The organism is Sphingomonas sp. GW821-FHT02B09, assembly GCF_059421875.1.
In genome coordinates this window covers 1,425,840-1,451,682 of record NZ_JBWKVV010000001.1, presented here as the reverse complement: position 1 = coordinate 1,451,682, position 25,843 = coordinate 1,425,840, and the positions used below count along the sequence as shown (strand labels likewise).

The following is a 25,843-nucleotide window of genomic DNA, read 5'->3' as shown; positions in this document are numbered from 1 at the left end:
GCGGACGGCATCGTGACCACGCATGAGTGCGAAGGATAACCCCATGTTCACGAAGCCTTAGCACCCGTGTCGATAGGCAAGGCAGCATGATACAGGTCAAGCCAGCCGGATGTCAGGGATGCCGCGGCGAGGAGCATGATTTCGCCATCGCGATGGCGTTCCAGCCGATCGTCGACGTCACCACCGGGCAGCCCTTCGCCTATGAAGCGCTGGTGCGCGGCGCGGATGGCGCCGGGGCGGCGAGCGTGCTGGCGCAGGTGACGCCGGAGAATCGCTACGCCTTCGACCAGCAATGCCGGGTCGCGGCGATCGAGGGCGCGGTGGCGGCGGGGATCCTCGACGGCGATGCGCGATTGTCGATCAACTTCCTGCCCAATGCGGTCTATTCGCCGCTCGCCTGTATCCAGCTGACGCTGAAGACCGCGCATGCGACCGGCTTTCCGACCGACCGGCTGATCTTCGAATTCACCGAGAACGAGGAGATGACCGACACCGCGCACGTCAAGACGATCGTCGAATCCTATACCGCGATGGGCTTCGGCACCGCGATCGACGATTTCGGCGCGGGTCATGCCGGGCTCGGGCTGCTCGCCAAATTCCAGACCGACTATATCAAGCTCGACATGGATTTGATCCGCGGCATCGAACAGAGCCTGCCGCGACGGATGATCGTCGAGGGCGTGGTGCGCATCGCCGAGTCGCTCCGCATCGCGGTGATCGCCGAGGGGATCGAGACGGTCGAGGAATATAAGACGCTGGCCGGGCTCGGCATCCGCTACATCCAGGGCTATCTGCTCGCGCGGCCGGGGTTCAGATGCTTGCCGGCGGTGACTTTGCCCGAGGCGCGTCGCGTCGCGGTCGGGTGAGGCCGGCGGCGCGGTAGAAGGCGATGCGGATCAGAAATAGCTGATCACCGATGCGTCGCCATCGGGATTACGCGCAGCGGCACGGGCGAGGAGCGCGCGCTTTGCGGTTTCCGCGCGAAATGTCATGAGTTGATACGTCCGCGCCCACGCCGTCACCCCGGACTCGTTCCGGGGTCCACGCCGCGGCGAGGAGAAAGGCTGGAGGCGAGGCGGCTTCCCTGCGGCCCGGTGGACCCCGGAACGAGTCCGGGGTGACGAAGCTTTTGGGGTCAGCGGCTCGCGCCTCGCTTGCCTCCGCGTTGCCGCGTTCCTCCTGTGTGCCGCGTCAGGCGTCGCGCAGGCCGATGCCGATGTTGGCGCGGGCGGCTTCGGCTTCGTTGCTGACCACCGGATAGGCGCAGTAATCGGCGGCGTAATAGGCGCTGGGGCGGTGGTTGCCGCTCCAGCCGATGCCGCCGAACGGCGCCGACGACGAGGCGCCGTTGGTCGGGCGGTTCCAGTTGACGATGCCGGCGCGAATGCCCGCCCAGAAGCGGTCGTAGAGCGCCGGGGTCTGGCTGACCAGCGCCGCCGACAGGCCGTAGCGGGTGGTGTTGGCGAGCGCGATCGCCGCGTCGAAATCGGCGGCGCGATAGACTTGCAGGATCGGGCCGAACAGCTCGATGTCCGGGTGTTCGGTGGCCGCGGTCATGTCGATCAGCGCCGGGGTGAGGAAGGGGCGATCGGCCACGGTGCGCTCGAGATGGCGGATCGGGCGGCCGCCGCGCATCAGCAGGGCGAGGAAGCTCTCGCTCAACTGGTCGGCGACGTCATTGTCGATCACCGGCCCCATGAACGGCTGCGGATCGTCGTGCGGGCTGCCGACGATCAGCCGGCCGACCATCGCGCAGATCGCGTCGATCAGCGGCTCGTAGAGACGATCCTCGACGATCAGGCGGCGCGCGGCGGTGCAGCGCTGGCCGGCGGTGGTGAAGGCGGACTGGATGACCAGCACCGCGGCCGAATGCAGATCGGGCGTGTCCCAGACGATGATCGGATTGTTGCCGCCCATCTCCAGCGCGAGGATCTTCTCGGGCTTGGCGGCGAAGGCGCGGTTGAGCGCGAGGCCGGTGCGCGCCGAGCCGGTGAACAGCAGGCCGTCGATATCGTCGTGGTCGGCGAGCGCCTTGCCCTCCGCCGGGCCGCCGATCAGCAGACGGACGCAGGCTTCGGGCACGCCGGCGGCGCGATAGCAATCGACGAGGAAGGCGCCGCTCGCCGGGGTCTTTTCCGACGGCTTGAAGACCACCGCATTGCCGGCGAGCAGCGCCGGGACGATATGGCCGTTGGGCAGGTGCACGGGGAAATTGTACGGCCCGAGCACCGCGAGCACGCCATGCGGCTTGTGGCGCAGCGCCATGCGGCTGCCCATCGGCGATTCGAGCCGGCGCTGCGCGGTGCGTTCGGCATAGGCGCTGACCGAGATGTCGACCTTGGCGATGACGCTGTCGATCTCGGTGCGCGCCTCCCACAGCGGCTTGCCGGTTTCGCGCGCGAGCAGGTCGGCGAAGGCTTCGTGACGCTGGCGGACGACGTTGCCGAAGCGGCGCATCGTCTCGATGCGGACGGTGAGCGGCTGCGCGGCCCAGCGCGCCCAGCCGGCGCGGGCGGCGCCGACCTCGGCATCGGCGTCGCCGATCGCGCCGCTCCACAGCTCGGCACCGGTGGCGGGTTCGTAGGAGATGATCGCGTCGGCCATGCGTACCCTGTCTGTGCTGTTCAAGGGGTTAGGCGAATGGCGGCGGGGCGGCAAGGTGGGGGCGGGGGTGGTGTGGGGAGGCTGCTACGCCAGCGCCTCGCCCATCTGTCGGATCGCGGCTACCTTCGCATTTAGCGCGCTCCAGTCGTCGGCCTCGGCGATCGGCGTCCAGATCGCCTCGACCTCGTCGATCAGCATGCTGCAGGGGTCGCCCTGCCAATAGGCGTGGCTGCGGTCCTTGCGCGGGGCATAAGCGGCGAGCGCGTCGCGGAACGGCTGCCAGTCGTCGCCGTAGCCGTCGGGCAGCGTGCCGCCGAACACGTCGAAGAAGAAGCGGTCGAGCGGCACGGCGGCGCTGCGCAGCGCGCGTTCCATCGTCTGCACCAGCGCCCGGTCCGCCTCGTCGCCGCGCGGCAGCACGCCGAGCCGCCAAAGCAGCGCGGCGGCGATCTCGGGCTGGTAGCGCGGGCCGAACGTCTCGAGCGTGGCGATCAGCGGATCGCTCTCGGCGATCAGGCGCAGCGAGGCGGCGAGCTGCATCACGTCCCAATGGATCGCCTCGGGCTGGCGGCCGAAGGCGTAGAGGCCGGCGTGGTCGAAATAGGCGGCGGTGAACGCCGGGTCCCAGCTCGGGGCGAAGCGCCACGGGCCGTAGTCGAAGCTCTCGCCGGTGACGTTGATGTTGTCGCTGTTCAGGACGCCGTGGACGAAGCCCGCCGCCATGTAGCGCGCCGCTAGCGTCGCGGTGCGGCCGACGACGAGGTCGAGCAGGCGCAGCGGATCGTCCGAATCTTCGTCGTAGAGATTGGCGAGGACGTAGCGGACCAGCGCGCGCATGCCCGCCTCGTCCCGATGATAGGCGAGCCGCTGGAAACTGCCGATGCGGATATGGCCGTGGCTCAGGCGTACCAGCACCGCCGAGCGCGTCGGCGACGGTTCGTCGCCGCGCATCAGTTGCTCGCCGGTCTCGATCAGCGACAGCGTGCGGCTGGTGGGGACGTTGAGCGCCTCGAGCATCTCGGTGGCGAGGATCTCGCGCACGCCGCCCTTCAGCGTCAGCCGGCCGTCGCCGAAGCGGCTGTACGGCGTGGTGCCCGAGCCCTTGGTGCCGAGGTCCATCAGCCGCCCGTCCGCGTCGCGCACCTGCGCGAAGGTGAAGCCGCGGCCGTCGCCGATCTCGGGATTGTACTGGCGGAACTGATGGCCGTGATAGCGCAGCGCGAGCGGCTGCGGCAGCGTACCGGGCAAGGGCACGAACCGGCCGAACGCCTCGGTCCATTCGTCGTCGCCCAGCGTGTCGAGCCCGATTTCGCCGGCGGCGCGGTCGTTGCGGAAGCGCAGCCGAGTTGCGGGGAAGTCGGCGGCGGCGACCGGATCGGCCAGCGTCGGTCCGAGATCGAGCAACGCGGTGGCGGGGCGGTATGCTTGCGGGGATGGGGGCATGTGTGGATATGGAGGTCGCCAACCGCAGGACGCAACCATGGCCGCTTATGAAAACTGCTATTGGCTGTCGGCCGACGGGCTGAAGCTGCATTATCGTTTCTATCCGGGCGACGAGCGCCTGCCGCCGGTGCTCTGCCTGCCCGGCCTCACCCGCAACGCGCGCGATTACGACGCGCTGGCGGCACGGCTGTCGGGGCGGCGGCAGGTGATCGCGGTCGATTTCCGCGGCCGCGGCAAGAGCGAATATGCCAAGGATCCGATGACCTATGTCCCCGCGACCTATGTCGCGGACGTGCAGGCGCTGCTCGCCGAGCGCGGTATCGCGCGCGTCGTCGCGGTCGGCACCTCGCTCGGCGGGATCGTGACGATGCTGCTCGCGCAGGCGGGGGCGGGGATCGCCGCGGCGCTGCTCAACGACGTCGGGCCGGAGATCGAGGCGAGCGGGATCACCCGCATCCGCGGCTATGTCGGCAAGGGGAGCAGCTGCCCGACCTGGATGCACGCCGCGCGCGCGTTGCAGGACGGCAATGCCGACGTCTATCCCGACTGGAAGATCGAGGATTGGCTGGCGATGGCCAAGCGCGTCTACCGGCTGACCAGCAGCGGGCGGATCGTGCTCGATTACGACCTCAAGATCGCCGAACCGTTCCGCACGCCGGGCAACGAGAGCGGGCCGGACATGTGGGCGGCACTGTCGGCGTTGCGCGCGGTGCCGGTGCTGATCGTCCGCGGCGGTCGCTCCGACGTGCTGTCGCAGCCGGTGGCGGAGCGGATGCTGGCGGCGCTCGATCGGGGCGAACTGGTGACGCTCCCCGGCGTCGGCCATGCGCCGACGCTGAGCGAGCCGGCGTTGCAGGCGCCGATCGACGCCTTGCTGGAGAAAGCGGTAGCGTGACGCCCGCCGGCGACGAGCCGGATGGGGCGCCGCGGCTCGTCCTGCTCGATATCCTGCGCGGGGTGGCGATCCTCGCCATTCTGCTGATGAACGTCAGCGAGATGGGCGCGTCGATGACCGCCAATTGGTCCGACATCCGCCATATCGGCTGGAGCGGCGCCGATCGGGTGGCATGGTGGCTCGACACATTGCTGGTCGAGGGGACGGCGCGCGCGCTGCTTGAGATGCTGTTCGGCGCGGGGATGCTGATCCTCACCGAACGGATCGCGGCGGCGAGCGACAATCCGCTGGCGGTGGCGCTGCGTTACGGCTGGCGCAATGCGGTGCTATGGGCGCTGGGCATCGCGCACATGTTCCTGCTGCTGTGGCCGGGCGACATCCTGCACACCTATGCGGTGGCGGCGCTGATCGCCTGCGGCTTTCGGACGCTGTCGACGCGGGCGCTGTTCGTCCTCGGCCTGTCCTATGCGGCGTTCACGCTGGCGAGCGGCTTGACGACCGAAATGCCGGCGGCGGCGCGGGTGCAGATGGCGCGGGAGAATGCCGCCGCGGTGACCCGCGAGGATCGCTTCGGCCACGGCAGCCCTGCCGACTGGACCGCGGGGCAGCGCCGCGTCGGACTGGAGCGGCTCGGCGGCGAAGAGATCGTCTACGTCTGGGAGGCGGCGGCGACGATGCTGATCGGCGCGGGGCTGTTCCGGCTGGGGGCGTTGCAGGGTGGCTGGTCGCGGCGGCGCTATTGGCGGATGCTCGCCTGGGGCTATGGCATCGGATTGCCGCTGCGCGTGTATGGCGCGTGGGAGGCGACGCGCTTCGACGGCCGGATCGGCGTCGCGTGGATGTGGGACGATATCGCGCGGCTCGCGATGACGCTGGGGCATGTCGCGGCGGTCGCGCTGCTCGTCGGCAGCGCACGCGGCGGGCGGTGGCTGGCGCCGTTCGCGGCGGCGGGGCGGACCGCGCTGACGCTGTACGTCGCGCAGACGCTGATCGTGTCGTGGCTGATCTTCTCGCCTTACGGGCTTGGCCTGTACGGGCGGATGGGCTGGGCGGCGATGATGGCGCTGGCGCTTGCGGTCGACGCGCTGCTGCTATGGGCGGCGGTGCTGTGGGTGCGGCGGTTCCGCATCGCGCCGGTCGAATGGGCGTGGCGATCGGTGGTCGAGGGACGCTGGCTGCCGCTGCGGTAAACCGTTCTTCCGCGAACCCCGCCGCGCCGCTACACGACACGGCATGCCGCAACTCGTTCACATCCTGCACCTCCATTCGAGCTTCAGCCTGGGCGGCAAGGAGGCGCGGGCGGTGCGGCTGATGAACGCCTTTGGCGATGCCGCGCGGCACACGATCGTCAGCGGCGTGCCCGACCAGCTCGGCGCGCGCGCCTCGATCGCCAAGGCCGTGCGCTACGAGATCGCGCAGGACCCGCCGGCGCTGACCGGGCGGCCGTCGGTGGCGCGCTACGAGGCGCTGGCCCGATTCATGCGGCGCTTCGATCTGGTGCTGACCTACAATTGGGGGGCGATCGACGGGGTGATGGCGCGGCGCGTCTTTCCCAAGGGCGCGCCTCCGCTGGTCCATCACGAGGACGGTTTCAACGCCGACGAGGCCAAGGGGCTGAAGATCGAGCGCAACGTCTATCGGCGGATCGCGCTCGGCGCGGCGCATGCACTGGTGGTGCCGTCCGAGGTGCTCGAGGACATCGCGTTCAGGACGTGGAAGCAGCCGGCGGCGCGGGTGCATCGTATCGCCAACGGCATCGACACCGCCCGTTACGCGCAGAAGCCCGACCTGCGCGCGATCCCCGGTTTCGTGCCGAACGGCAAGGAGGTGGTGATCGGCGCGCTCGCCGGCCTGCGCGAGGTCAAGAACCTGCCGCTGCTGGTGCGCGCCTGCGGCGGCATCGCCGGCCGGTTCCGGCTGGTCATCGTCGGCGAGGGGCCGGAGCGTGCGGCGATCGAATCGACCGCGCGCGCGATGGGCATCGCCGATCGCGTGGTGATGCCGGGGTTCCTCGGCGAGCCGCATCGCTTCGTCGGCCATTTCGATATCATCGCGCTGTCCTCGGCGAGCGAGCAATTTCCGATCAGCGTCGTCGAGGGCATGGCGGCGGGCCTGCCGGTGGTGAGCACCCCGGTCGGCGACGTACCGCGGATGGTGTCGGCGGAGAATGCGCCGTTCGTCACCGGCGGCGACGAGGTGCTGCTGCGCGATGCGTTGCAGACGCTGGTGTCCGATGCGGCGCTGCGGTCGCGGGTGGGCGCGGCGAACCGGGCGAAGGCGCGCGCCGCGTTCGACGAGGCCACGATGATCGCGCGGTACAAGGCGCTGTACGGCGCGGCGTTGGGACGGCCGGGGGTGCTGGGGTAGGGCTGGTGTTCGTTTCGCGACTTCGTCGCCGGGGCAGGGCTGTCGCATATGAAGTCTTGTGTGGGTCCGCTGTGTTCCAGACCCACCCCGTCACCCCGGACTTGTTCCGGGGTCCACCCTGCGGCGGGGAGAAAGGCTGGATTGGATACCCTTCCCTTGCGGCTGGGTGGACCCCGGAACAAGTCCGGGGTGACGAATCTCTTGGGGAAACCGATCGAGCCTCATCGGCGTAGCCATATGCGATAGCTCCGGGCGCGCGGGCTGCGGGATCAAGTCGCACTTCGGCTCAAGGCGAGCCTTCTGCAGAAATCCGCTTTTTACCTACTGAGCTCGTACCCCGGCCTCCGCCGGGTACGGTCCGGGCGTGGGGCGGAGCGGCTTTCGCACGATGTCCGCCGGCGTGGGAGCGCGGGCCCTGCCGTCGGGCTCACGCCTCCTCGGCGAGTTCCTCGCCGAGCCGTGTGGCGAAGTGGAGCGCGGCGGCGGCGCCGCCGGAGGTCGCCAGCGCAAGGTCGGCGGCGCCTTGCAGCAGGCCGTCCTCGACCTCGGGTTCCTGCGCCTCGGCGGCGGCGATGGTCGCGGCGAGGATCGCGCGGGCGTCGGTTTCGCCATAGGTCAGCGCGAACGCGTCGAGCGCGGCGGCGAAACAGGCGTGGTCGCTGACCGGAGCGGCGCCATGCTGCTGGAGCGAGGCGCAGGCCGCACCAAGGACATAGGCGCGCGACCAGGCCGAGCCGGTCGGACCGTGATCGGGCAATGCGCCAGCGACGCAGCCGAGCTGCGCGAATTGCGGCAGCAGCAGCGTGCCGAGCGGCGACTGGGGCTGCACCGGCAGCAAGGCGCCCGGCGCCCGCCGCGGCGCGATCAGGTGATTGAGGACCCCCATCGGTATTGCCTTCCCCTCGCGTGACGCGTCGATCGCGCCTGTGTGGCGCAACGGGGTTAACCGCGGCCTAAGCCGCGACGGGGGGCGGCGGCGGGCGCGCAATTTCTTCGCTTCCGGGCATCCTTCTTGTATAGCCGGTCGTATTTACCCCCGGATGAGGTGCATTTTTCCGTGTTCAAGGGCCTGAAGCCGATTGTCTACAATGGCCGCGAGGTCTGGCCGCTCGTCGAGGGCGGCAAGGGCGTTGCCGCGACCAACCATGCCTCTGCCGGAGCATGGGCCGCCGCCGGTGGCATCGGTACGGTTTCCGCGGTCAATGCCGACAGCTACGATCCCGAGGGCAAGATCATCCCGCAGGTCTATCGCGCGCTGACCCGCCGCGAACGGCATGAAGAGCTGGTCGAATATGCCATCGAGGGCGCGGTGCAGCAGGTGCATCGCGCCTATGAGATCGCCGGCGGCAAGGGTGCGGTCAACATCAACGTGCTGTGGGAGATGGGCGGCGCCCAGCGCATCCTGCACGGCGTGCTGGAGCGGACGCGCGGCATGGTCGCGGGCGTCACCTGCGGCGCCGGCATGCCCTACAAGCTGTCCGAGATCACCGCCTCCTACGGCGTGTCCTATCTGCCGATCGTGTCGTCGGGCCGGGCGTTCCGCGCCTTGTGGAAGCGCGCCTATTCGAAGGCGGCGGAATGGCTGGCGGCGGTGGTCTACGAAGACCCCTGGCTCGCCGGCGGCCACAACGGCCTGTCGAATGCCGAGGACCCGCTGAAGCCGCAGGATCCGTTCCCGCGCGTCGCCGAATTGCGCGCGGTGATGCGCGAGGGCGGCATCCCCGACAGCACGCCGATCGTGATGGCGGGCGGCGTCTGGTATCTGCGCGACTGGAACGACTGGATCGACAATCCGGAACTCGGCACGATCGCCTTCCAATATGGCACGCGGCCGCTGCTGACGCAGGAAAGCCCGATCCCGCAGGACTGGAAGGCCAAGCTGACCGAGATCGAGGAAGGCGAGGTGCTGCTGCACCGCTTTTCGCCGACCGGCTTCTATTCGTCGGCGGTGCGCAATCCGTTCCTGCGCAATCTGGAAGCGCGGTCCGAGCGGCAGATCGCCTTTTCGACGCAAGAGGCGGGCGATCACGTCTTCCAGCTTGACGTCGGCGTGAAGGGCAAGAATTTCTGGGTAACGCGCAACGACCTGCTGCGCGCGCGCCAGTGGTTCGGCGAAGGCTATACCGATGCGCTGAAGACGCCGGACAATACGCTGGTCTTCGTGACGCCGGTCGAGAAGGGCATCATCCGCAAGGATCAGGCGGATTGCATGGGCTGCCTGTCGCAATGCTCGTTCTCGAGCTGGGCGGATACCGACACCAATTCGACCGGGCGGCTCGCCGATCCGCGCAGCTTCTGCATCCAGAAGACGCTGCAGGATATCGCGCATGGCGGCGACATCGACCAGAATCTGATGTTCGCCGGCCATGCGGCGTATAATTTCAAGCGCGATCCGTTTTACTCGAACGGCTTCGTGCCGACGGTGAAGCAATTGGTCGATCGCATCCTGACCGGGGACTGAGCGGACCGTCGGCGCGATGGACGCGGCGGTCGAGACGGCATTGGTCGCGGTGGCGCAGGCGATGCGCGCCGCGGTCGCGCCGTGGTGGATCGTCGGCAGCGCGGCGGTGGTGCTGCTCGGCGGCGAGACCGCGGTGGCCGATATCGATCTGTTGACCGGCGAGCGCGACGGCCGGGCGCTGGCGGCGCGATTGGGCGTTGCGCTGGTGGCGATCGACGCGCATCCGCGCTTCCGGTCGCGGGTGTTCGCACGCTGGCAGCGAGCGGATCGCGACGTCGAGATCATGGGCGGGCTGATGCTCGCCGAAGGCGCGGGCTGAACGGCGCTGGTGCCGGCGACGCGGGTGGCGGTCGCCGTCGGTGGCGAAACGCTGTTCGTGCCGGCGCGGCACGAGATGATCGCGATCCTCGGCCGCTTCGGGCGGGACAAGGATCGCGCGCGGGCGCGACTGCTTGCCCGGTGTACGGGAGCGCCGGGTTGAGGCGCTCGACGCTCCCGAACCTCGTTTAGTCGGCGACGGTGCCGACGACCGCGCCGCCGGCGCCGCCGACCGCCGCACCCTTTTCGACGCTGCCGCCGGTCGCCGCGGCGACGCCCGCGCCACCTGCGGCGCCGATGCCGGCACCCTTGAGCGTCGAACAGGCCGACAGGCTGATCGCGGAGCCGAGCAGGAGCGCGGAGACGGCGAGCGGCTTGATCTTCATCGTTGATTTCCCTTGCTGATCTGAAGCGGCATAAATGGTGCTGCGCAGCAAGATGTTCCGGCCGGCAACATTTTGTCACCGGGCGGCGGGGCGATCAGGCCCAGCCTTCGAGCACCTGATCGGGCGGGCGATGGCCGTCCGCCCACATGCGGATGTTCTGGATGACGCGCTCGCCCGACGCCTGCCGACCTTCGAGCGTCGCCGAACCCATATGCGGCGTCATCACCACATTGGGCAGCGCGAGCAGCCTAGGATCGATGCGCGGCTCATGCTCCCACACGTCGAGCCCGGCGCCGGCGAGCCGGCCCGCCTCAAGCGCGTCGACCAGCGCGCCTTCGTCGAGGATGCCGCCGCGCGATGTGTTGATGACATAGACGTGGGTGCGCATCAGGCCGATGCGGCGGCGGTCGATCAGGTCGCGGCTGTCGGCGTTGAGCGGCGTGTGGATGCTGACGATATCGGCGAGGCCGAGCAGGTCGTCGAGATCGGCATGGAAGGTCGCGCCCAGCTCCGCTTCGACGACGGCGGGCAGGCGGCGGCGGTTGTGGTAATGGATCGACAGGCCGAAGGCACGCGCGCGCCGCGCCACCGCCTGGCCGATCCGGCCCATGCCGACGATGCCGAGCGCCTTGCCGCCGATCCGGTGGCCGAGCATGCCGCCGGGGCTCCAGCCGTGCCATTCGCCTGAGCGCACCAGTTTCTCGCCCTCGGCGAGCCGGCGCGGCACCGAGACGATCAGCGCCATCGCCATGTCAGCAGTATCCTCGGTCAATACGCCGGGCGTGTTGGTGACGATGATGCCGCGCGCGCGCGCCGCCTTGAGCGCGATATGGTTCACGCCGGCACCGTAATTGGCGATCAGGCGCAGCCGCTCGCCCGCGCCTTCGATCAGCGCGGCGTCGATCTCGTCGGTGACGGTGGGGACGAGCACGTCGCAATCCGCCATCGCCGCGGCGAGCTGGTCGCGCGTCATCGCCGCGTCGCCGCGATTGCTGGTCGTGTCGAACAGCGCCTCGAGCCGGTCCATCACCGTGTCGGCGAGCTCGCGGGTGACGATCACCCTGGGGGTCTTGCGGGGCTCTGGCATCGCGGCATCGGCTTGGCGGAGCGCGTGGGTCGCGTCAACGGATCGTTGCTCCTGCCCGCGTCCGCGCTAGAGAGGGGCATCCAGATTGAGGAATGTTATGATGCGCCATTGGGCTTTAGCGGTCGCGGGACTGGCGATGCTGGCGGTCGACGGCGGCGCGCTGGCCGCCGAGGCGAAGAAGACGTTGCCTTATTATGCGTCGATCAACGCCGGGCGCGCGCGGATGCGCACCGGCCCCGACAAGACCTATCCGGCGAGCTGGCTGTACCAGCGCGCCGATCTGCCGGTGCGCGTCGTCGCGACGTTCAAGCAATGGCGCAAGGTCGAGGATCCCGACGGCACGCAGGGCTGGATGCTCGCCGCGCTGCTGAGCGAACGGCGGACGGCGATCGTCCGCGGCGCGCAGCCGGTCGAGATGCACGAACGCGCGTCGAGCGGCGCGAAGCTGCTGTGGCGCGCCGCACCGGGCGTCGTCGGGCGGCTGAGCGCCTGCGGCGGCGGCTGGTGCCGCTTCGACGTGCGCGGGCAGGCGGGCTTCGTCGAGGTCGGAAGCCTGTGGGGTGTCGAGCCGACCGAGCGGCTGCCGTGATGTGCTAGGCGCTCCCCTCCCGTGCAGGGGAGGGCTATCGCATATGGCTGCGGTAATGAGGTTCGATCGGTGTCCTCATCAGATCCGTCACCCCGGACTCGTTCCGGGGTCCACCGGGCCACAGGAGAACGGTAACGCATCAAGCCTTTCTCCTCGCCGCAGGGTGGACCCCGGAACAAGTCCGGGGTGACGGGGTAGGCCTGGGACACGGCAGGCTCAATCGAGCGTCCATATGCGCTAGCCTCCCGTGCAGGGAGGGGAGGCGCGTCAGTTCATCAGTTCGACCGCCATCGCGGTCGCCTCGCCGCCGCCGATGCACAGCGACGCCATGCCGCGGCGCTGGCCGTTCGTCTCGAGCGCCGACAGCAGGGTCGCGAGGATGCGCGCGCCGCTCGCGCCGATCGGATGGCCGAGCGCGCAGGCGCCGCCGTGGACGTTGAGGCGGGCGGGGTCGATGCCGAGATCGTGGATCGCGATCATCGACACCACTGCGAACGCCTCGTTGACCTCGAACAGGTCGATGTCGTCGCGGCTCCAGCCGGCGCGGTCCATCGCCTTGCGCATCGCGAACACCGGCGCGGTGGTGAATTTGGCCGGATCGTGGGCGTGCGCGGCATGCGCGACGACGCGGGCGATCGGGGTGAGGCCGAGCCGCTCGGCGACGCTGGCGCGAGTCATCACCAGCGCCGCCGCACCGTCGGAGATCGACGAGGCGTTGGCGGCGGTGATCGAGCCCTCGCGCGAGAAGGCAGGCTTGAGCGTCGGAATCTTGGCGACGTCGCCCTTGGCCGGCTGTTCGTCGAGCGCGACGGTGGTCGAACCCTTGCGGCCGTTCACCTCGACCGGCACGATCTCGCGATCGAACGCGCCCGACCCCTGCGCGCGCTGCGCGCGGTGCAGCGACTCGATCGCGTAATCGTCCATCGCCTTGCGGGTGAACTGATAGTCGGCGGCGGTATCCTCGGCGAAATTGCCCATCAGCTTGCCGGGCTCATAGGCATCCTCGAGCCCGTCGAGATACATATGGTCGTAGAAGGTATCGTGGCCGATGCGCGCGCCGCCGCGATGCTTGCGCGAGAGATAGGGGGCGTTGGTCATGCTCTCCATCCCGCCGGCGACGAGCAGGTCGACCGACCCCGCGGCGAGCGCATCGGCGGCCATGATCGCCGCCTGCATGCCCGATCCGCACATCTTGTTGACCGTCGTCGCCTCGACATGCGTGCCGAGACCCGCGCCGATCGCCGCCTGGCGGGCGGGGGCCTGGCCGAGGCCGGCGGGCAGGACGCAGCCCATGTAGATACGCTCGATCGCCTCCGCCGAGGCTCCGGCACGGTCGACCGCGGCCTTGACCGCGGCGGCGCCGAGCTCGGTCGCCGAGGCGCCGGCGAGCGCACCCTGGAACGAGCCCATCGGCGTGCGGGCGTAACTGACGATGACGACGGGATCGGTGGACATACGCTCTCCGGTGTTTCTAGTTGAGGGCGATCTAGGGCGTGGCAGGGGGCGGGGCAATGACGGGATACGGCAGGTCCAGCGTTGCTGCCGGTCGGCATAATGGTCGCGGGAGGAAAGGCCGTTCTCAATCCTCCCCTTGGCGGCAGGGCTATCGCATATGAAGGTCGGTATGGGTCCGCCGTCTGCCAAATCCACCTCGTCACCCCGGACTTGGTCCGGGGTCCACTCTGCGGCGAGGAGAAAGGCATGATCCGACACCATTCTCTTGCGGCCCGGTGGACCCCGGAACGAGTCCGGGGTGACGAAGAAGATGGGCAAGCGGCTCGATCCTCAACACCGCAGCCATATGCGATAGCCTTGCCCTTGGCGGCCGAGGAATTGATCGGCGGGATACAATTCCACGCCCGCTCGCTCAGCCGCCATGGAAGAATATATCGAGCCTATACGGTGGTTTGCGTCGATCAGCGGGATGATTGCGGCGACCGTCGTGGCGTTGGACTGGGGGCGGCGCGATACCGGATGGGCGATGGTGCTGTTCTGCCTGTCGGCGGTCGCGTGGCTGGTCGGTGCGGCGGTGATGCGCGACTGGGCGCTGGGATCGCAGAACATCGTGCTGCTGCTGATCGATCTGCTCGGTGTCTATCGCTATCTCATCCGCGATCCCGATCCGGAGACCGGAGGGGCATGACGTGAGCGCCGTCGGCTGGGCGGCGCTGCTCGGCGGGCTGGGGGCGATCTTCGGCAGCTTCATCGCGGCGCTGGTGATCCGCTGGCCGGCGGGGCGATCGATCGCGGACGGACGGTCGGCGTGCGACGCATGCGGGCGTACGCTCGCGCCGGTCGAGCTGGTGCCGATCCTCAGCTTCGTGGCGCAGCGCGGTCGGTGCCGGGGCTGCGACGCGCGGATCGATCCCGGCCATCTGTGGATCGAGCTGGCGGCGCTGGCGATCGGCATGCTGGCCGGGGCGGTCGCGCCCGGTTGGGCCGGCGTGGCGGGGGCGGTGTTCGGCTGGCTGCTGCTGGCGCTCGCGGCGCTCGATATCGTCGCCTTCTGGCTGCCCGACCGGCTGACCGCACTGCTCGCGCTGGCCGGGCTGGCGAGCGGCGCGGTGGGGCTGGCGCCCGCGCTGGCGGATCGGCTGATCGGCGGCATCGCCGGCTATGCGGCGCTCGCCGGGATCGCGCTGGGCTACAGGGCGTGGCGGGGCCGCGAGGGGATGGGCGGCGGCGATCCCAAGCTGATGGGGGCGATCGGATTGTGGCTCGGCTGGCGGATGCTGCCGGCGGTGCTGGTGATCGCGAGCCTGGTCGGGCTGGGGGTCGCAGTGTTCGCGCATCTCAGCGGGCGGCGCATGGCACGCGACACCGCGCTGCCGTTCGGCGCATTGCTCGGCGTGGCGGCTTACCCGGCGTGGCTGGCCATGGTAACGATCGCGCCATGATCGCGCTGTTCCTCGCCGTCGTCGCCCAGACCGCCGCGCCCGCTGCCCCCGCCGCGCCGTCCGTACTCGGACCGATCGGCCAGCAGCGGCTGCCGGCCAAGGGCTGTGCCGCCTATCTGTGGAACCCCGCGGACCGGCAATTGGTGGCGATGGCGGTCGCCGATCCGGCGACGCTGCGCCTGTCGATCGGCGGCAAGACGATCGACCTGGTACGAAGCGGCGGCGGCGAGGGGCCGGGCCGGCTCGGCTTCGCCGAGGCGATCGACTATCGCGGCGGCGATCTCAGCGTGCGGCTGGCGATGGAGATCGTCCAGCAGGACGGGCTGACCGCGGGGGCGCGGGTGCCGAGCGGGTCGATGCAGATCGAGCGGCCGGGGCAGGATACGATCGCGGTGCCGGTCGCAGGCCTGATCGGCTGTCGCAGCTGAGGCACGACGCGGCGAGCGTTGCCGATCGGCCACAATCGCCAAAATCGTTTCGGCTGGCGAACCAATGGCGGTTCGGTCCGTTGTCGACCCTGCGGGGGCGGGTCTCCGCGTTGCTCCGACGGACCTTCGATGACGCTACGCTTCGTATTCTCCAGCCTTTCCATCGCCATGTTGCTCACCGGCACCGCGCACGCCCAACAGGTCGATGTCGGCGCCTCCGCGCCGCCGCCCGACACCGCCGAGGCGACCCCCGACAGCAGTCAGGGCGATACCCAGCACCGGCCTCGCACCGCAATCGCCCGCACCCGCGATACCTCGCCCTCGGCACTGATCGGTGACACGCAGAGTGCGCCGCCGCCTGGCCTGATCGGCGACTGGCAGGAGATCCGCACCCGGCTCGGCCAGCGCGGTATCGGCGTCACCGCGCGTTATGCCTCGGAAAGCGGCTACAATGTCGCGGGCGGCGACCGGAAGCTGTTCCGCGAGACCGGCCAGTTCGACGCCGGCGTCCTGCTCGACCTCGACAAGCTCGCCGGTCTGACGGGCGGCGCGTTCCAGGCGACGGTGACGTGGCGGCGCGGGCGCAACCTGACTGCGGATGCCGGCATCGACTCGCTGCAGCAGGTGCAGGAGGTCTATGGCCGCGGCCAGACGGTGCGCGTGACGCAATTGTGGTATGAGCAGCGGATCGGCCCGCGCGTCGAGATCAAGCTCGGCCGTACCAATCCGGGCGAGGATTTCGCGGTCTTCTCGTGCCATTTCATGAATTTGAGCTTCTGCGGCGCGCAGCCGGGCAATCTCGTCGGCGATTATTGGCAGAATTGGCCCGTCGGCCAATGGGGTGCGCGGGTCCGGGTCGACCTCCCGCGCGACCTGTACGTGCAGGGCGGCGTCTATGAGATCAATCCGCGCAATCTCGACAACGACTTCTTCGTCTGGCGCTTCCACGGTGCGACCGGCGCGCTGATCCCGGTCGAGGTCGGCTGGACGCGCGGCGGTGACGACGGGCAGGTCGGTTCGTACAAGGTCGGCGCATGGCTCGGCACCGCGCGGGGCGACGACGTGCTGCTCGACGTCAATCGCAATCCCAGCGTCGTCACCGGCCTGTCGCCGCTCCAGCATACGAGTCGCTACGGCGTCTACGGGACGATGCAGCAGCAGCTCACCGGTACGTCGAAGGACGGCAAGGCGCTGACCGGTCTGTCGATGTTCGCCAATGTCACGCAGGCGGACCGGGCGACTTCGGTAACCGACAACCAGGTGTCGCTGGGGGTGTTCTACAAGGGGCTGGTGCCGGCGGTGCCGGGCGACGTGCTCGGTGTCGCCGCGGCGCGGACCAACGTCAACGGCCGCGCCGCGACCGCCGACCGGCTGATACCGGGGACGCCGGTGCGCCATGCCGAATATGCCGCGGAGGTCTATTACAGCATCCATCCGGCCGACTGGCTCGAGCTCAGGCCCAACCTGCAATATATCCACCATCCCGGCGGGGTGCGCGAGGCGCATGACGTCGGCGTATTGGGGATGAAGGCGGCGATCACGCTGTGAGGGGTGGGGTACGATCCTGATGCGCCCCGGCGCGGGACGCGTTGGCGCTTGTCGTTGCCGCTCCGCCGGGGTACACCGCTGTTATACACGTTAAACAGAGGTATAGCATGCAAGCCGCCAGCCAGGTCCTCGATCGCGTCCTCGTCCTCGAGATGGTGCGCGTCACCGAAGCGGCGGCGATCTCCGCCTCGACGCTGACCGGGCGCGGCGACGAGAAGGCCGCCGACGCCGCCGCGGTCGAGGCGATGCGCGCGGCACTCAACGAGCTCGACATCGACGGCACCGTGGTGATCGGCGAAGGCGAGCGCGACGAGGCGCCGATGCTGTTCATCGGCGAGAAGGTCGGCACCGGCAACGGCCCGGAGATCGACATCGCGCTCGATCCGCTGGAGGGCACGACGATCTGCGCCAAGGCGGGACCGAACAGCCTCGCGGTGCTGGCGATCGCCGAAAAGGGCGGCCTGCTCAACGCGCCCGACGTCTATATGGACAAGATCGCGGTCGGCCCGAACCTGCCCGCCGGCGTCATCGATCTCGACAGGACGCCGACGGAGAACGTCCATGCGATCGCCGCCGCCAAGGGCGTCGCGCCGCACGAGATCATCGCCTGCGTACTCGACCGGCCGCGTCACGAGGCGCTGATCGCCGAGCTGCGCAGCATCGGCTGCGGCGTGATGCTGATTGGCGACGGCGACGTCGCGGGGGTGATCGCCACCGCCGATCCCGATACGACGATCGACGTCTATATGGGGTCGGGCGGCGCGCCCGAGGGCGTGCTGGCTTGCGCGGCGCTGCGCTGCGTTGGCGGCCAGTTCAAGGGCCGGTTGCTGTTCCGCAACGACGACGAGCGCGCGCGGGCGCGCAAATGGGGCATCGCCGACCTCGACAAGCAATACGACCTCGAAGAGCTGGCCAAGGGCGACTGCATCTTCGCCGCGACCGGGGTCACCGACGGGTCGCTGCTCGAGGGGGTCAAGCGCCGCAAGGGCAAGATGACCACCGAGAGCGTCGTGATGCGCGCCTCGACCGGCACGGTGCGCTGGGTCAAGGGCGAACACCGCACGGATTGATCCGGGGAGGGGAGTGCGGTTATCCTAGGCGGTCGTCACCCCGGACTTGGTCCGGGGTCCACAGTGCCGCAGGCGAGCGGTGCCGCCTCCAACCCTTCTCCTCGCCGCGGAGTGGACCCCGGAACAAGTCCGGGGTGACGAAGTGATCTGAATGCTCGCCATCCTCCTCGTCCTCACCGTCGGCTATCAGCTCGTGTTGCTGCGGCGCGGGCGAATGTTCGCGTGGCGGCGTATCGCGTTCGGGGCGCGTCATCTGCGTTGGGCGGCGACCTTGTGGCTCGGCTATGGCGTTACCGCGCTTGTCGGCTTGCTCGGCGTGCAGCGTCTGTCGGGTATCGGCACGCTGCCCGCGGAATTCCTGCCGCTCGCTTTCTATCTCGGCGTCCCGCCCGGCACGATCGATGCGCAGACCGTCGCGATCGGGCTCGGCGCGGGGAGCCTGCTCGGGCTGATCCTCACCTGGTGGCGGGCGCGGCGCGGGCGGGCGCCGTGGACCGCGGGCGACGCCCGATCGGTGATGCCGACCAGCGACGCCGACCTCTGGCCTGCCGCGGTGCTGGCGCTGGCCGCCGGGACGGCGGAGGAATTGTTCTACCGCCTCTGGCTGCCGCTGATCGTCGCGATGGCGACCGGATCGGGGCTCGCCGGGGTGATCGTCGCCACCACCGCCTTCGCCGCGATGCACCGCTATCAGGGTCGGGTCGGCATGGCGGCGACCTTCGTCGGCGGCGGACTGCTGACCGCGCTCTACATGGGGACCGGCGCGCTCTGGGTGCCGATGGGCGTCCACGTGCTCGTCGACCTCAACGCGCTCGTGCTGCGCCCGGCATTGTCGGCGCGGGTGCGGCGGCGGCTCAGTTCTTCAGCCGCCAGCCGCTCTTGAAGATCCACGCGATGATGCCGAGGCAGACGACGAGGAAGCCGAGCGTCACGCCGAGGCTGACCGCGATATCGACGTCGCCCTTGCCGAAGAAGCTCCAGCGGAAGCCGCTGACCAGATAGACGACCGGGTTGAACAGGCTGACCGTCCGCCACGGCTGCGGCAGCATGTCGATCGAATAGAAGCTGCCGCCGAGGAAGGTCAGCGGCGTGATCAGCAGCATCGGCACGAAATTGAGCTGTTCGAAGCTCTTCGCCCAGATGCCGAGGATGAAGCCGAACAGGCTGAAGGCGATCGCGGTGAGCAGCAGGAAGGCGATCATCGCGCCAGGATGGAGGACGCGGATCGGCACGAAGAAGGCCGATGTGGCGAGGATGATGACGCCGAGCACCACCGACTTGGTCGCCGCCGCGCCGACATAGCCGAGCACCATCTCCATCGCCGACACCGGCGCGGACAGCAATTCGAAGATCGTGCCGGTGAATTTGGGGAAATAGATGCCGATCGAGGCATTGCCGACGCTCTGCGTCAGCAGCGACAGCATGATGAGTCCCGGCACGATGAAACTGCCGTAGCCGACGCCGTCGACGCTCTGCATGCGGCTGCCGATCGCGCCGCCGAAGACGATGAAATACAGGCTGGTGGTCAGCACCGGCCCGACGAGGCTCTGCCACAGGGTGCGCAGCGAGCGCGCCATTTCGAAGCGATAGATCGCCCAGACGCCGTGGAGGTTCATGCGCGTTGTCCCACCAGATCGACGAAAATGTCCTCGAGGCTGGATTTGGAGGTCTCCAGATCCTTGAAGCCGAGATGCCGCTCGGCGAGTTCGCGCAGCAGCGAGGGGATGCCGGTATGTTCCTCGGTCGCGTCGAAGACGTAGCGCAGCACCTTGCCGTCGCTCTGCAGGCTGAGCTGCCAGCGTTCGAGGCCCGCAGGAACGGCGTCGAGCGGCTCGACCAGCGTCAGGTCGAGCTCGCGCTTGCCGAGCTTGTGCATCAGCGCCGCCTTCTCCTCGACGAGCAGCAGCCGGCCCTTGTCAATCACGCCGACGCGGTCGGCCATCTCCTCGGCCTCCTCGATATAATGGGTGGTGAGGATGATCGTCACGCCGCGTTCGCGCAGGCCGTGGACCAGCTTCCACATGTCGCGGCGGAGCGCAACGTCGACGCCCGCGGTGGGTTCGTCGAGGAACAGGACCTCCGGCTCGTGCGCCAGCGCCTTGGCGATGAGCACGCGGCGCTTCATCCCGCCCGAGAGTTCCATGATCTTGGAATCGCGCTTGTCCCACAGGGAGAGGTCGCGCAGCACCTGTTCGATATAGGCGCTGTGGCCCGAGCGGCCGAACAGCCGGCGCGAGAAGGTGACGGTGGCGAGCACCGTCTCGAACATGTCGACCGACAGTTCCTGCGGCACAAGGCCGATGCGGCGGCGGGCGGCCTTATAGTCGGTGATGGCGTCGTGACCGGCGACCTGGATCGTGCCGGTCGAGGGGGTGACGATGCCGCAGATGATGCTGATCAGCGTCGTCTTGCCGGCGCCATTGGGGCCGAGCAGCGCGAAGATCTCGCCCTTGTTGATCGTCAGGTCGACGTGATGGAGCGCGGTGAAACCGCCCTTGTACGTCTTGGAGACGCCGGCGATGGCGAGAATCGGTTCTGGCATTGGGGTCCCCCGGAGTGGGCCGGAGATAGGGCGGGGGGTGTCGGTTGGTAAGGGGGTGATATCCTTGGGGTTGCTGTTCATTTTCGTCATCCCGGCGAAAGTGATGACGAAGGGTGGCGATACCTTCCTCGACCATTGTCACTCCCACGAAGGCGGGAATCCATAGACGCTGACGATGCGGTTCTTGCCGTGAGGCCTGCGCGTATGGATCCCCGCCTTCGCGGGGATGACAGTGTGTGGGAAGCGGGGTCTATTTCCCCCGCGCGGCGGCGATCGCCTTTTCCAGTTCCTCGACCGGCAGTGCGCCGGACAGCACGCGGTTGCCGACCACCCAGCTCGGGGTGCCGTTCATGCCGAGCTTGGCCGCGGTCGCCATGTTCTTGGCGATCTCGCCATCGATCGCGCCGGTGTCGAGCGCCGCCAGCGTCACGCCCGCCTTCGCCGCCGCGCCCTTGATCGAGGCGTCGCTCACCGGCCCGCCCGCGTAAAGCGCGTCGTGGAAGCCGAGGAACTTGCCCTGCTGTGCCGCCGCGAGGCTGGCGCGCGCCGCGGTGCGGCTCGCCTCCGACAGGATCGGCAGGTCGCGATAGACGATGCGCAGGTTCGAATCGCGCTTGAGCAGGTCGGCGATCATCGGCAGCGACGCACGGCAATAGCCGCAATTGTAATCGAAATATTCGACCAAAGTGACGTCGCCCTTGGGATTGCCGGCCCAGGCGCTGCCGAACGGCGTCAGGATCGCGTCGCGATTGGCGGCGACCGTCTCGCCCGACTGGCGCTCCTGCAACGCCTGCATCGCCTGCGGGATGATCTCCGGATGGGAAAGAACGTAATCGTGGACGACGCGCTCGATCCGCGCCCGATCGGCGCCCCCCGGTGACGTGAAACGCTCGGAACTCCACACGGCGCCGGCGCCGATCAGGCCGCCGAGCACCGCGACCAGCGGCAAGGTGTAACGGCTCATCGTTTCTTATATTTCTTCGGATTGTCGTCCATGTCGTTCTGCGCGGCCATCGTAATGTCTTGCGCGCGGATCCAATCGGACGTGTTGGCGGGAAGGTTGGCGAGCGCATAGCGCGCGCTCTGCGCGGCGGTACGGTGGTCGCCCTCCATGCTGGCACGCTCGGCGGTGGCGAGCGCGGCGCGCGGCGTGTCGCCGGTCAGCTCATAGACGGTGCCGAGCTGATACCAGGCGAACGGATTCTCGTCGTCGCGACCGACCGCGACGCGCAGCACCTTGATCGCTTCGGGATAATTGGCCTTGTTCTCGGTCGCGATCAGCGCGTGGCCGAAGGTGGTGGCGATCAACGGATTGTTGCGCGAGCCTTCGGTGGCGGCGCGTAGCGGCGGAATCGCGTCGACGGGGCGGCCGGCCTCGAGCAGGATCTGGCCACGGATTTCCTGGAAATAGGGATCGTCGGGTTTGGCCTTGATCAGCGCGACCGATTCGGCGTCCGCCTTGTCGGGATAGCCGGCCTTATGCCAGGCATAGGCACGGGCGTAATGCGCGTAGATGCTGCCGTCGCTCTCGGGGAAATCCTTCAGCGTCCGGTCGGGCGTCATCACATAGCCCTCCAATTTCGCCTTCACGCGCCGGAAGCGCTCCTCCAGCGCGGGGTCGGACGGCTTGCTCCATGCCGGCGAATTCTGCAGCACCGCGGTGAGATTGGCGATCCGCTCGCCGGACAGCGGGTGGGTCTGCATGAACGGATCGATATTCTCGACGCCGTAGCGATATTCCTGCTGCTGTAGCGTCTTGAAGAAGCTCAGCATGCCCTTGCCGGTGACCCCCGCGGCGTTGAGGAAGCGCGCGCCGGCGGCGTCGGCGGAGTTTTCCTGCGTCCGGCTGAACGAGAGATATTTCGCCATGCCGGCGGACTGGCCGAGCGCCATCAATCCCGCGCCGGCCTCGCCCGCGCCGGCGGCCACCGCGGCGAGGCCGAGCACCATCGACAGCAAGGTGATGTGCATCGCCGGCTTGATGCCGTTGTCGGCGAGGACGACGTGACCGTCGGCGATATGGCCGAGTTCGTGCGCGATCACGCCCTGCACCTGGTTGGCATTGACCGCCGCCTGCAACAGGCCGGAGTGGACGTAGACCGTCTGCCCGCCGGCGACGAAGGCGTTGATCGATTCGTCGTTGATCAGCACGACCTTGACGTCGCGCGGCGACAGGCCGGCGGCCTTGACCAGCGGCACCGCCATGTCGCTGAACATCGACTCGGTCTCGGCATCGCGCAGGATCGATTGCGCCTGCACGGGCGCAGCGGAGACGAGCGCCGCGACGGCGGCGAAGCAGGCGAGACGTTTCATGCTGGGGACGGTCCGGAAGATCACGGCGTGAGTATAGGCGGGCGGCGTGGGGAGGTCACGGCGAAAGCGGTGCGCGCCTCGGGCTGAACAGGGGATGAGTGGTGTCCCAATTCCTCCCCCGCCAGGGGGAGGTGGCGCCGCGAAGCGGTGACGGAGGGGGAGGACAGGGCGGCAGCTTTACTGCAGGGCTGCCACCCTGTCCCCCCCCTCCACCACTCGGCTTGCGCCGAGCGGTCCCCCTCCCCCTGGCGGGGGAGGAATTGAGAGCCGCTCCCTTCGACTTCCCGGCGTGCACCGGAATGACGGCGTACGTGGGGGTGAGGGTGGCAACCGGGCGCGAACCTGCTACACGCCGGCGCCTGAACCATGGCGTCCGAAGCTCCCCGCACCTCCCGATTCACCGCATTCCGCGATCAAGGCGGGCTGCGCGGCCTCGTGCGTCGCGTCTGGCGGCGCTGGTGGGTCAAGGGGCTGGCGATCCTCGCGCTGCTCGCGGCGATCGGCTATGGCGTGCTGTGGGTGACGATCCTGCGCGACCTGCCCTCGGTCGACCAGTTGCGCACCTACGAACCGCCGCTGCCCACCAACGTGCGCGGCATCGACGGGACGCCGATCCAGTCCTACGCCCGCGAACGCCGCGTCGAATTGAGCTTCGCCGAATATCCGCCGATGCTCGTCCGCGCCTTTCTCGCCGCGGAGGACAAGACCTTCTTCGAGCATCACGGCGTCGACTATCCCGGCCTCGGCGGTGCGGTGATCGATTATGCGCGCAAGTTCGGCACCGGCCGGCGCGCCAAGGGCGGCTCGACCATTACCCAGCAGGTCGCCAAGAACCTGTTGATCGGCAACGCCTATTCGCCGACGCGCAAGCTCAAGGAGGCGATCCTCGCCTATAAGATCGAGGATACGCTGACCAAGCCGCAGATCCTCGAACTGTATCTCAACCAGATCGCGCTGGGGCGGAACGCCTTCGGCGTCGAGGCGGCGAGCCACGCCTATTTCGACAAGGAGCTCGACGAGCTCGACCTCGCGCAGCTCGCCTATCTGGCGATCCTGCCCAAGGGGCCGTCGAACTACGATCCCGTCCGCCACGCCGATCGCGCGATGACGCGGCGCAATTACGTGCTCGGCGAGATGCTGCGCAACGGCTTCATCACCCAGGCACAGCACGACCAGGCGGCGGGCGAGCCGCTCGGCACGATCCTGCGCCGCACGCCGAAATTCGAGCGCGTCGGCGGCTATTTCGTCGAGGAGGTGCGGCGCCAGCTGATCGGCAGGTTCGGGGAAACCGCGCGCGACGGCCCCTATGGCGTCTATCAGGGCGGGCTGTGGGTGCGCACCTCGCTCGACACGCGGTTGCAGGATCTTGCGGCGGAGGCGCTGCGCGATGGTCTGTTGCGCTACGATCGCGGCCGCGGCTGGGCCGGGCCGATCGCGCACAAGGACATCGACGCCGACAACTGGCTGCAGACGTTGCTCAACACCAATATCGGCCTCGACTATAGCGACTGGCGCGCGGGCATCGTGATCGCGCGCGACGGCGACGCGTGGCAGATCGGGTTTTCCGACGGCCAGACCGGTCGTCTGCCGCGCGGCAACGCCCAAATGCCGGTTCGCGGCAAGGGCGGTACGAGCTTCGGCGCGATCGAGCCGGGCGACATCATCGCGGTGGCGCCGGCGGGGGGCGAATACAGCCTGCGCTCGGTCCCCAAGGTCTCCGGCGGCTTCGTCGTCGAGGAGCCGGCGACCGGCCGCGTGCTCGCGATGCAGGGCGGCTTCGACAGCCGGTTGCAGGCGTTCAACCGCGCGACGCAGGCGCTGCGCCAGCCCGGCTCGACGATCAAGCCGATCGTCTATTCCGCCGCGCTGGAGAATGGCATGACGCCGGCGTCGATCATCATCGACGGACCGTTCTGCGTCTATCAGGGCGCGCGGCTCGGGCAGAAATGCTTCCGCAACTTCGGCAATATGCGCGCCGCCGGGCCGCATACGATGCGCTGGGGCATCGAACAGTCGCGCAACCTGATGACCGTGCGCGCCGCCGCGACCACCGGCATGCCGAAGGTGGTCGACGTGATGAAGCGGATGGGGGTGGGCGACTACCAGCCCTATCTCGCCAATGCGCTCGGCGCCGGCGTCACCACGGTCAGTCGCATGGTCAACGCTTATGCGACGCTCGCCAACAACGGCCGCGCGCACGCGCCGACGCTGATCGACTTCGTCCAGGATCGCCACGGCAAGGTCATCCTGCCCGAGAATTGGCGCGCCTGCGACGGCTGCAACGCGCGCGACTGGGACGGCAAGGCGATGCCGCGCCCCGGCGACCGCGCGCGGCAGGTGATCGATGCGATGACCGCCTATCAGATGGTCCATATCACCGAGGGCGTGATCCAGCGCGGCACCGCCGTCGTGCTGCGCGATCTCGACCGGCCGATGTTCGGCAAGACCGGCACGACGACCGGCCCGACCGACGTCTGGTTCGTCGGCGGTACGCCGCAGTTCATCGGCGGGCTGTACGTCGGCTACGACACGCCGACCAATCTCGGCGGCTATGCGCAGGGCGGCACGTTCGCCGCGCCGATCTTCAAGGAGTTCGCGGTCAAGGCGTATGAGGGACTCGAGAAGATCCCGTTCCGCGCGCCCGCCGGCATCCGCATGGTGCGCATCGACCGGGCGAGCGGGCGGCCGGTCTACGGCACCTTCCCGACCGACGCCGATCCCAAGGCGGCGGTGATCTGGGAGGCGTTCAAGCCGCAGAGCGAGCCGCGCCGCGCGATCCATCGCGGGCCGTCACCGACCGCCGCGGCGGCGGCCAGCGCACCCACCCGCGCGGCCAATACGCCCCGCGACAGCGATTTCTTGCAAAGACAAGGCGGAATCTACTAGCGCCTGCTC

25 protein-coding genes are annotated in these 25,843 nt (G+C 68.9%); 15 read left to right on the top strand and 10 right to left on the bottom strand.

The annotated features are described in order from the left end of the window. The first annotated feature begins 86 nt into the window (after positions 1 to 86). Positions 87 to 866: an EAL domain-containing protein gene (locus tag AC07U4_RS06715; RefSeq protein WP_495194849.1), complete on the top strand. Its 780-nt coding sequence runs from the start codon at positions 87 to 89 to the stop codon at positions 864 to 866. A 325-nt stretch (positions 867 to 1,191) separates the two neighbouring features. Here the strand turns inward: AC07U4_RS06715 and astD are convergent, their stop codons facing one another. Next, entirely contained in the window at positions 1,192 to 2,604 is a 1,413-nt protein-coding gene (gene astD, locus AC07U4_RS06710; protein WP_038661219.1) for a succinylglutamate-semialdehyde dehydrogenase, read from the bottom strand. A gap of 84 nt (positions 2,605 to 2,688) precedes the next feature. Further along, on the bottom strand, positions 2,689 to 4,047 hold the full coding sequence (locus AC07U4_RS06705) for a protein adenylyltransferase SelO family protein (RefSeq protein WP_495194848.1): 1,359 nt from the start codon (positions 4,045 to 4,047) through the stop codon (positions 2,689 to 2,691). A gap of 37 nt (positions 4,048 to 4,084) precedes the next feature. Between AC07U4_RS06705 and AC07U4_RS06700 the strand changes: the two genes are divergently transcribed. The 3 genes from AC07U4_RS06700 to AC07U4_RS06690 are packed head-to-tail and all read left to right on the top strand — an operon-like array spanning position 4,085 to position 7,309. Next, positions 4,085 to 4,942 (top strand): alpha/beta fold hydrolase, encoded by an 858-nt coding sequence (locus tag AC07U4_RS06700; protein ID WP_495194847.1) that lies wholly within the window; start codon positions 4,085 to 4,087, stop codon positions 4,940 to 4,942. Then, the gene (locus AC07U4_RS06695) at positions 4,939 to 6,132 is read left to right on the top strand and encodes a DUF418 domain-containing protein (protein ID WP_495194846.1); all 1,194 of its coding nucleotides are present in this window, start codon (positions 4,939 to 4,941) and stop codon (positions 6,130 to 6,132) included. Before AC07U4_RS06700 ends, AC07U4_RS06695 begins: the two co-directional genes overlap by 4 nt. Positions 6,133 to 6,175: 43 nt before the next feature. After that, entirely contained in the window at positions 6,176 to 7,309 is a 1,134-nt protein-coding gene (locus AC07U4_RS06690) for a glycosyltransferase (RefSeq protein WP_495194845.1), read from the top strand. A gap of 427 nt (positions 7,310 to 7,736) precedes the next feature. On the opposite strand, the gene AC07U4_RS06685 is transcribed toward AC07U4_RS06690, so the two are convergent. Beyond that, entirely contained in the window at positions 7,737 to 8,195 is a 459-nt protein-coding gene (locus AC07U4_RS06685; protein WP_137898754.1) for a hypothetical protein, read from the bottom strand. A gap of 171 nt (positions 8,196 to 8,366) precedes the next feature. Here AC07U4_RS06685 and AC07U4_RS06680 point away from each other — a divergent pair, with 171 nt between their 5' ends. The 3 genes from AC07U4_RS06680 to AC07U4_RS06670 are packed head-to-tail and all read left to right on the top strand — an operon-like array spanning position 8,367 to position 10,251. Beyond that, entirely contained in the window at positions 8,367 to 9,770 is a 1,404-nt protein-coding gene (locus AC07U4_RS06680) for an NAD(P)H-dependent flavin oxidoreductase (protein WP_038661204.1), read from the top strand. Between the two features lie 16 nt (positions 9,771 to 9,786). Further along, a complete protein-coding gene (locus AC07U4_RS06675) occupies positions 9,787 to 10,089 on the top strand; it encodes a nucleotidyltransferase domain-containing protein (protein ID WP_495194844.1) in 303 nt (100 codons plus the stop codon). 9 nt (positions 10,090 to 10,098) lie between these two features. Continuing rightward, positions 10,099 to 10,251 (top strand): hypothetical protein, encoded by a 153-nt coding sequence (locus AC07U4_RS06670; RefSeq protein WP_495194843.1) that lies wholly within the window; start codon positions 10,099 to 10,101, stop codon positions 10,249 to 10,251. A 25-nt stretch (positions 10,252 to 10,276) separates the two neighbouring features. On the opposite strand, the gene AC07U4_RS06665 is transcribed toward AC07U4_RS06670, so the two are convergent. Both AC07U4_RS06665 and AC07U4_RS06660 read right to left on the bottom strand, forming a co-directional pair. Then, a complete protein-coding gene (locus AC07U4_RS06665; protein WP_038661201.1) occupies positions 10,277 to 10,474 on the bottom strand; it encodes a YMGG-like glycine zipper-containing protein in 198 nt (65 codons plus the stop codon). Positions 10,475 to 10,568: 94 nt separating this feature from the next. Then, complete coding sequence (locus AC07U4_RS06660) at positions 10,569 to 11,561, bottom strand: 2-hydroxyacid dehydrogenase (protein WP_495194842.1); 993 nt, start codon at positions 11,559 to 11,561, stop codon at positions 10,569 to 10,571. A 100-nt stretch (positions 11,562 to 11,661) separates the two neighbouring features. Between AC07U4_RS06660 and AC07U4_RS06655 the strand changes: the two genes are divergently transcribed. Then, entirely contained in the window at positions 11,662 to 12,150 is a 489-nt protein-coding gene (locus AC07U4_RS06655; RefSeq protein ID WP_038666721.1) for an SH3 domain-containing protein, read from the top strand. Positions 12,151 to 12,417: 267 nt separating this feature from the next. On the opposite strand, the gene AC07U4_RS06650 is transcribed toward AC07U4_RS06655, so the two are convergent. Next, positions 12,418 to 13,605, bottom strand: a complete 1,188-nt coding sequence (locus AC07U4_RS06650; RefSeq protein WP_495194841.1) for an acetyl-CoA C-acyltransferase — start codon at positions 13,603 to 13,605, stop codon at positions 12,418 to 12,420. Positions 13,606 to 14,074: 469 nt separating this feature from the next. On the opposite strand from AC07U4_RS06650, the gene AC07U4_RS06645 reads away from it, so the two are divergent. The 6 genes from AC07U4_RS06645 (at position 14,075) to AC07U4_RS06620 (ending at position 18,976) form a co-directional block, all read left to right on the top strand. Beyond that, positions 14,075 to 14,293: a hypothetical protein gene (locus AC07U4_RS06645; RefSeq protein ID WP_495194840.1), complete on the top strand. Its 219-nt coding sequence runs from the start codon at positions 14,075 to 14,077 to the stop codon at positions 14,291 to 14,293. Between the two features lies 1 nt (position 14,294). Beyond that, on the top strand, positions 14,295 to 15,047 hold the full coding sequence (locus AC07U4_RS06640; RefSeq protein ID WP_495194839.1) for a prepilin peptidase: 753 nt from the start codon (positions 14,295 to 14,297) through the stop codon (positions 15,045 to 15,047). Beyond that, positions 15,044 to 15,475, top strand: coding sequence for a hypothetical protein (locus tag AC07U4_RS06635; RefSeq protein ID WP_495194838.1), 432 nt, complete (start codon positions 15,044 to 15,046; stop codon positions 15,473 to 15,475). Before AC07U4_RS06640 ends, AC07U4_RS06635 begins: the two co-directional genes overlap by 4 nt. 129 nt (positions 15,476 to 15,604) lie before the next feature. Then, positions 15,605 to 17,023, top strand: a complete 1,419-nt coding sequence (locus AC07U4_RS06630) for a carbohydrate porin (protein ID WP_495194837.1) — start codon at positions 15,605 to 15,607, stop codon at positions 17,021 to 17,023. A 107-nt stretch (positions 17,024 to 17,130) separates the two neighbouring features. Then, entirely contained in the window at positions 17,131 to 18,093 is a 963-nt protein-coding gene (gene glpX, locus AC07U4_RS06625) for a class II fructose-bisphosphatase (RefSeq protein ID WP_495194836.1), read from the top strand. A gap of 151 nt (positions 18,094 to 18,244) precedes the next feature. Further along, a complete protein-coding gene (locus AC07U4_RS06620; RefSeq protein WP_495194835.1) occupies positions 18,245 to 18,976 on the top strand; it encodes a CPBP family intramembrane glutamic endopeptidase in 732 nt (243 codons plus the stop codon). On the opposite strand, the gene AC07U4_RS06615 is transcribed toward AC07U4_RS06620, so the two are convergent. From AC07U4_RS06615 to AC07U4_RS06600, 4 genes are all read right to left on the bottom strand, one after another. Beyond that, positions 18,948 to 19,709 carry an ABC transporter permease gene (locus tag AC07U4_RS06615; RefSeq protein ID WP_038661182.1) on the bottom strand — a complete coding sequence of 254 codons (762 nt, stop codon included), beginning with the start codon at positions 19,707 to 19,709 and terminating at the stop codon, positions 18,948 to 18,950. The two genes, AC07U4_RS06620 and AC07U4_RS06615, sit on opposite strands and share 29 nt — an antisense overlap. Beyond that, complete coding sequence (locus AC07U4_RS06610) at positions 19,706 to 20,635, bottom strand: ABC transporter ATP-binding protein (RefSeq protein WP_495194834.1); 930 nt, start codon at positions 20,633 to 20,635, stop codon at positions 19,706 to 19,708. The genes AC07U4_RS06615 and AC07U4_RS06610 overlap by 4 nt, the downstream gene beginning before the upstream one ends. A 250-nt stretch (positions 20,636 to 20,885) precedes the next feature. Further along, positions 20,886 to 21,599 (bottom strand): DsbA family protein, encoded by a 714-nt coding sequence (locus AC07U4_RS06605; RefSeq protein ID WP_495194833.1) that lies wholly within the window; start codon positions 21,597 to 21,599, stop codon positions 20,886 to 20,888. Then, positions 21,596 to 22,948 (bottom strand): M48 family metalloprotease, encoded by a 1,353-nt coding sequence (locus AC07U4_RS06600; RefSeq protein ID WP_495194832.1) that lies wholly within the window; start codon positions 22,946 to 22,948, stop codon positions 21,596 to 21,598. Before AC07U4_RS06600 ends, AC07U4_RS06605 begins: the two co-directional genes overlap by 4 nt. Before the next feature lie 366 nt (positions 22,949 to 23,314). Between AC07U4_RS06600 and AC07U4_RS06595 the strand changes: the two genes are divergently transcribed. Continuing rightward, entirely contained in the window at positions 23,315 to 25,834 is a 2,520-nt protein-coding gene (locus tag AC07U4_RS06595; RefSeq protein ID WP_495194831.1) for a penicillin-binding protein 1A, read from the top strand. The last annotated feature ends 9 nt before the right edge of the window (positions 25,835 to 25,843 follow it).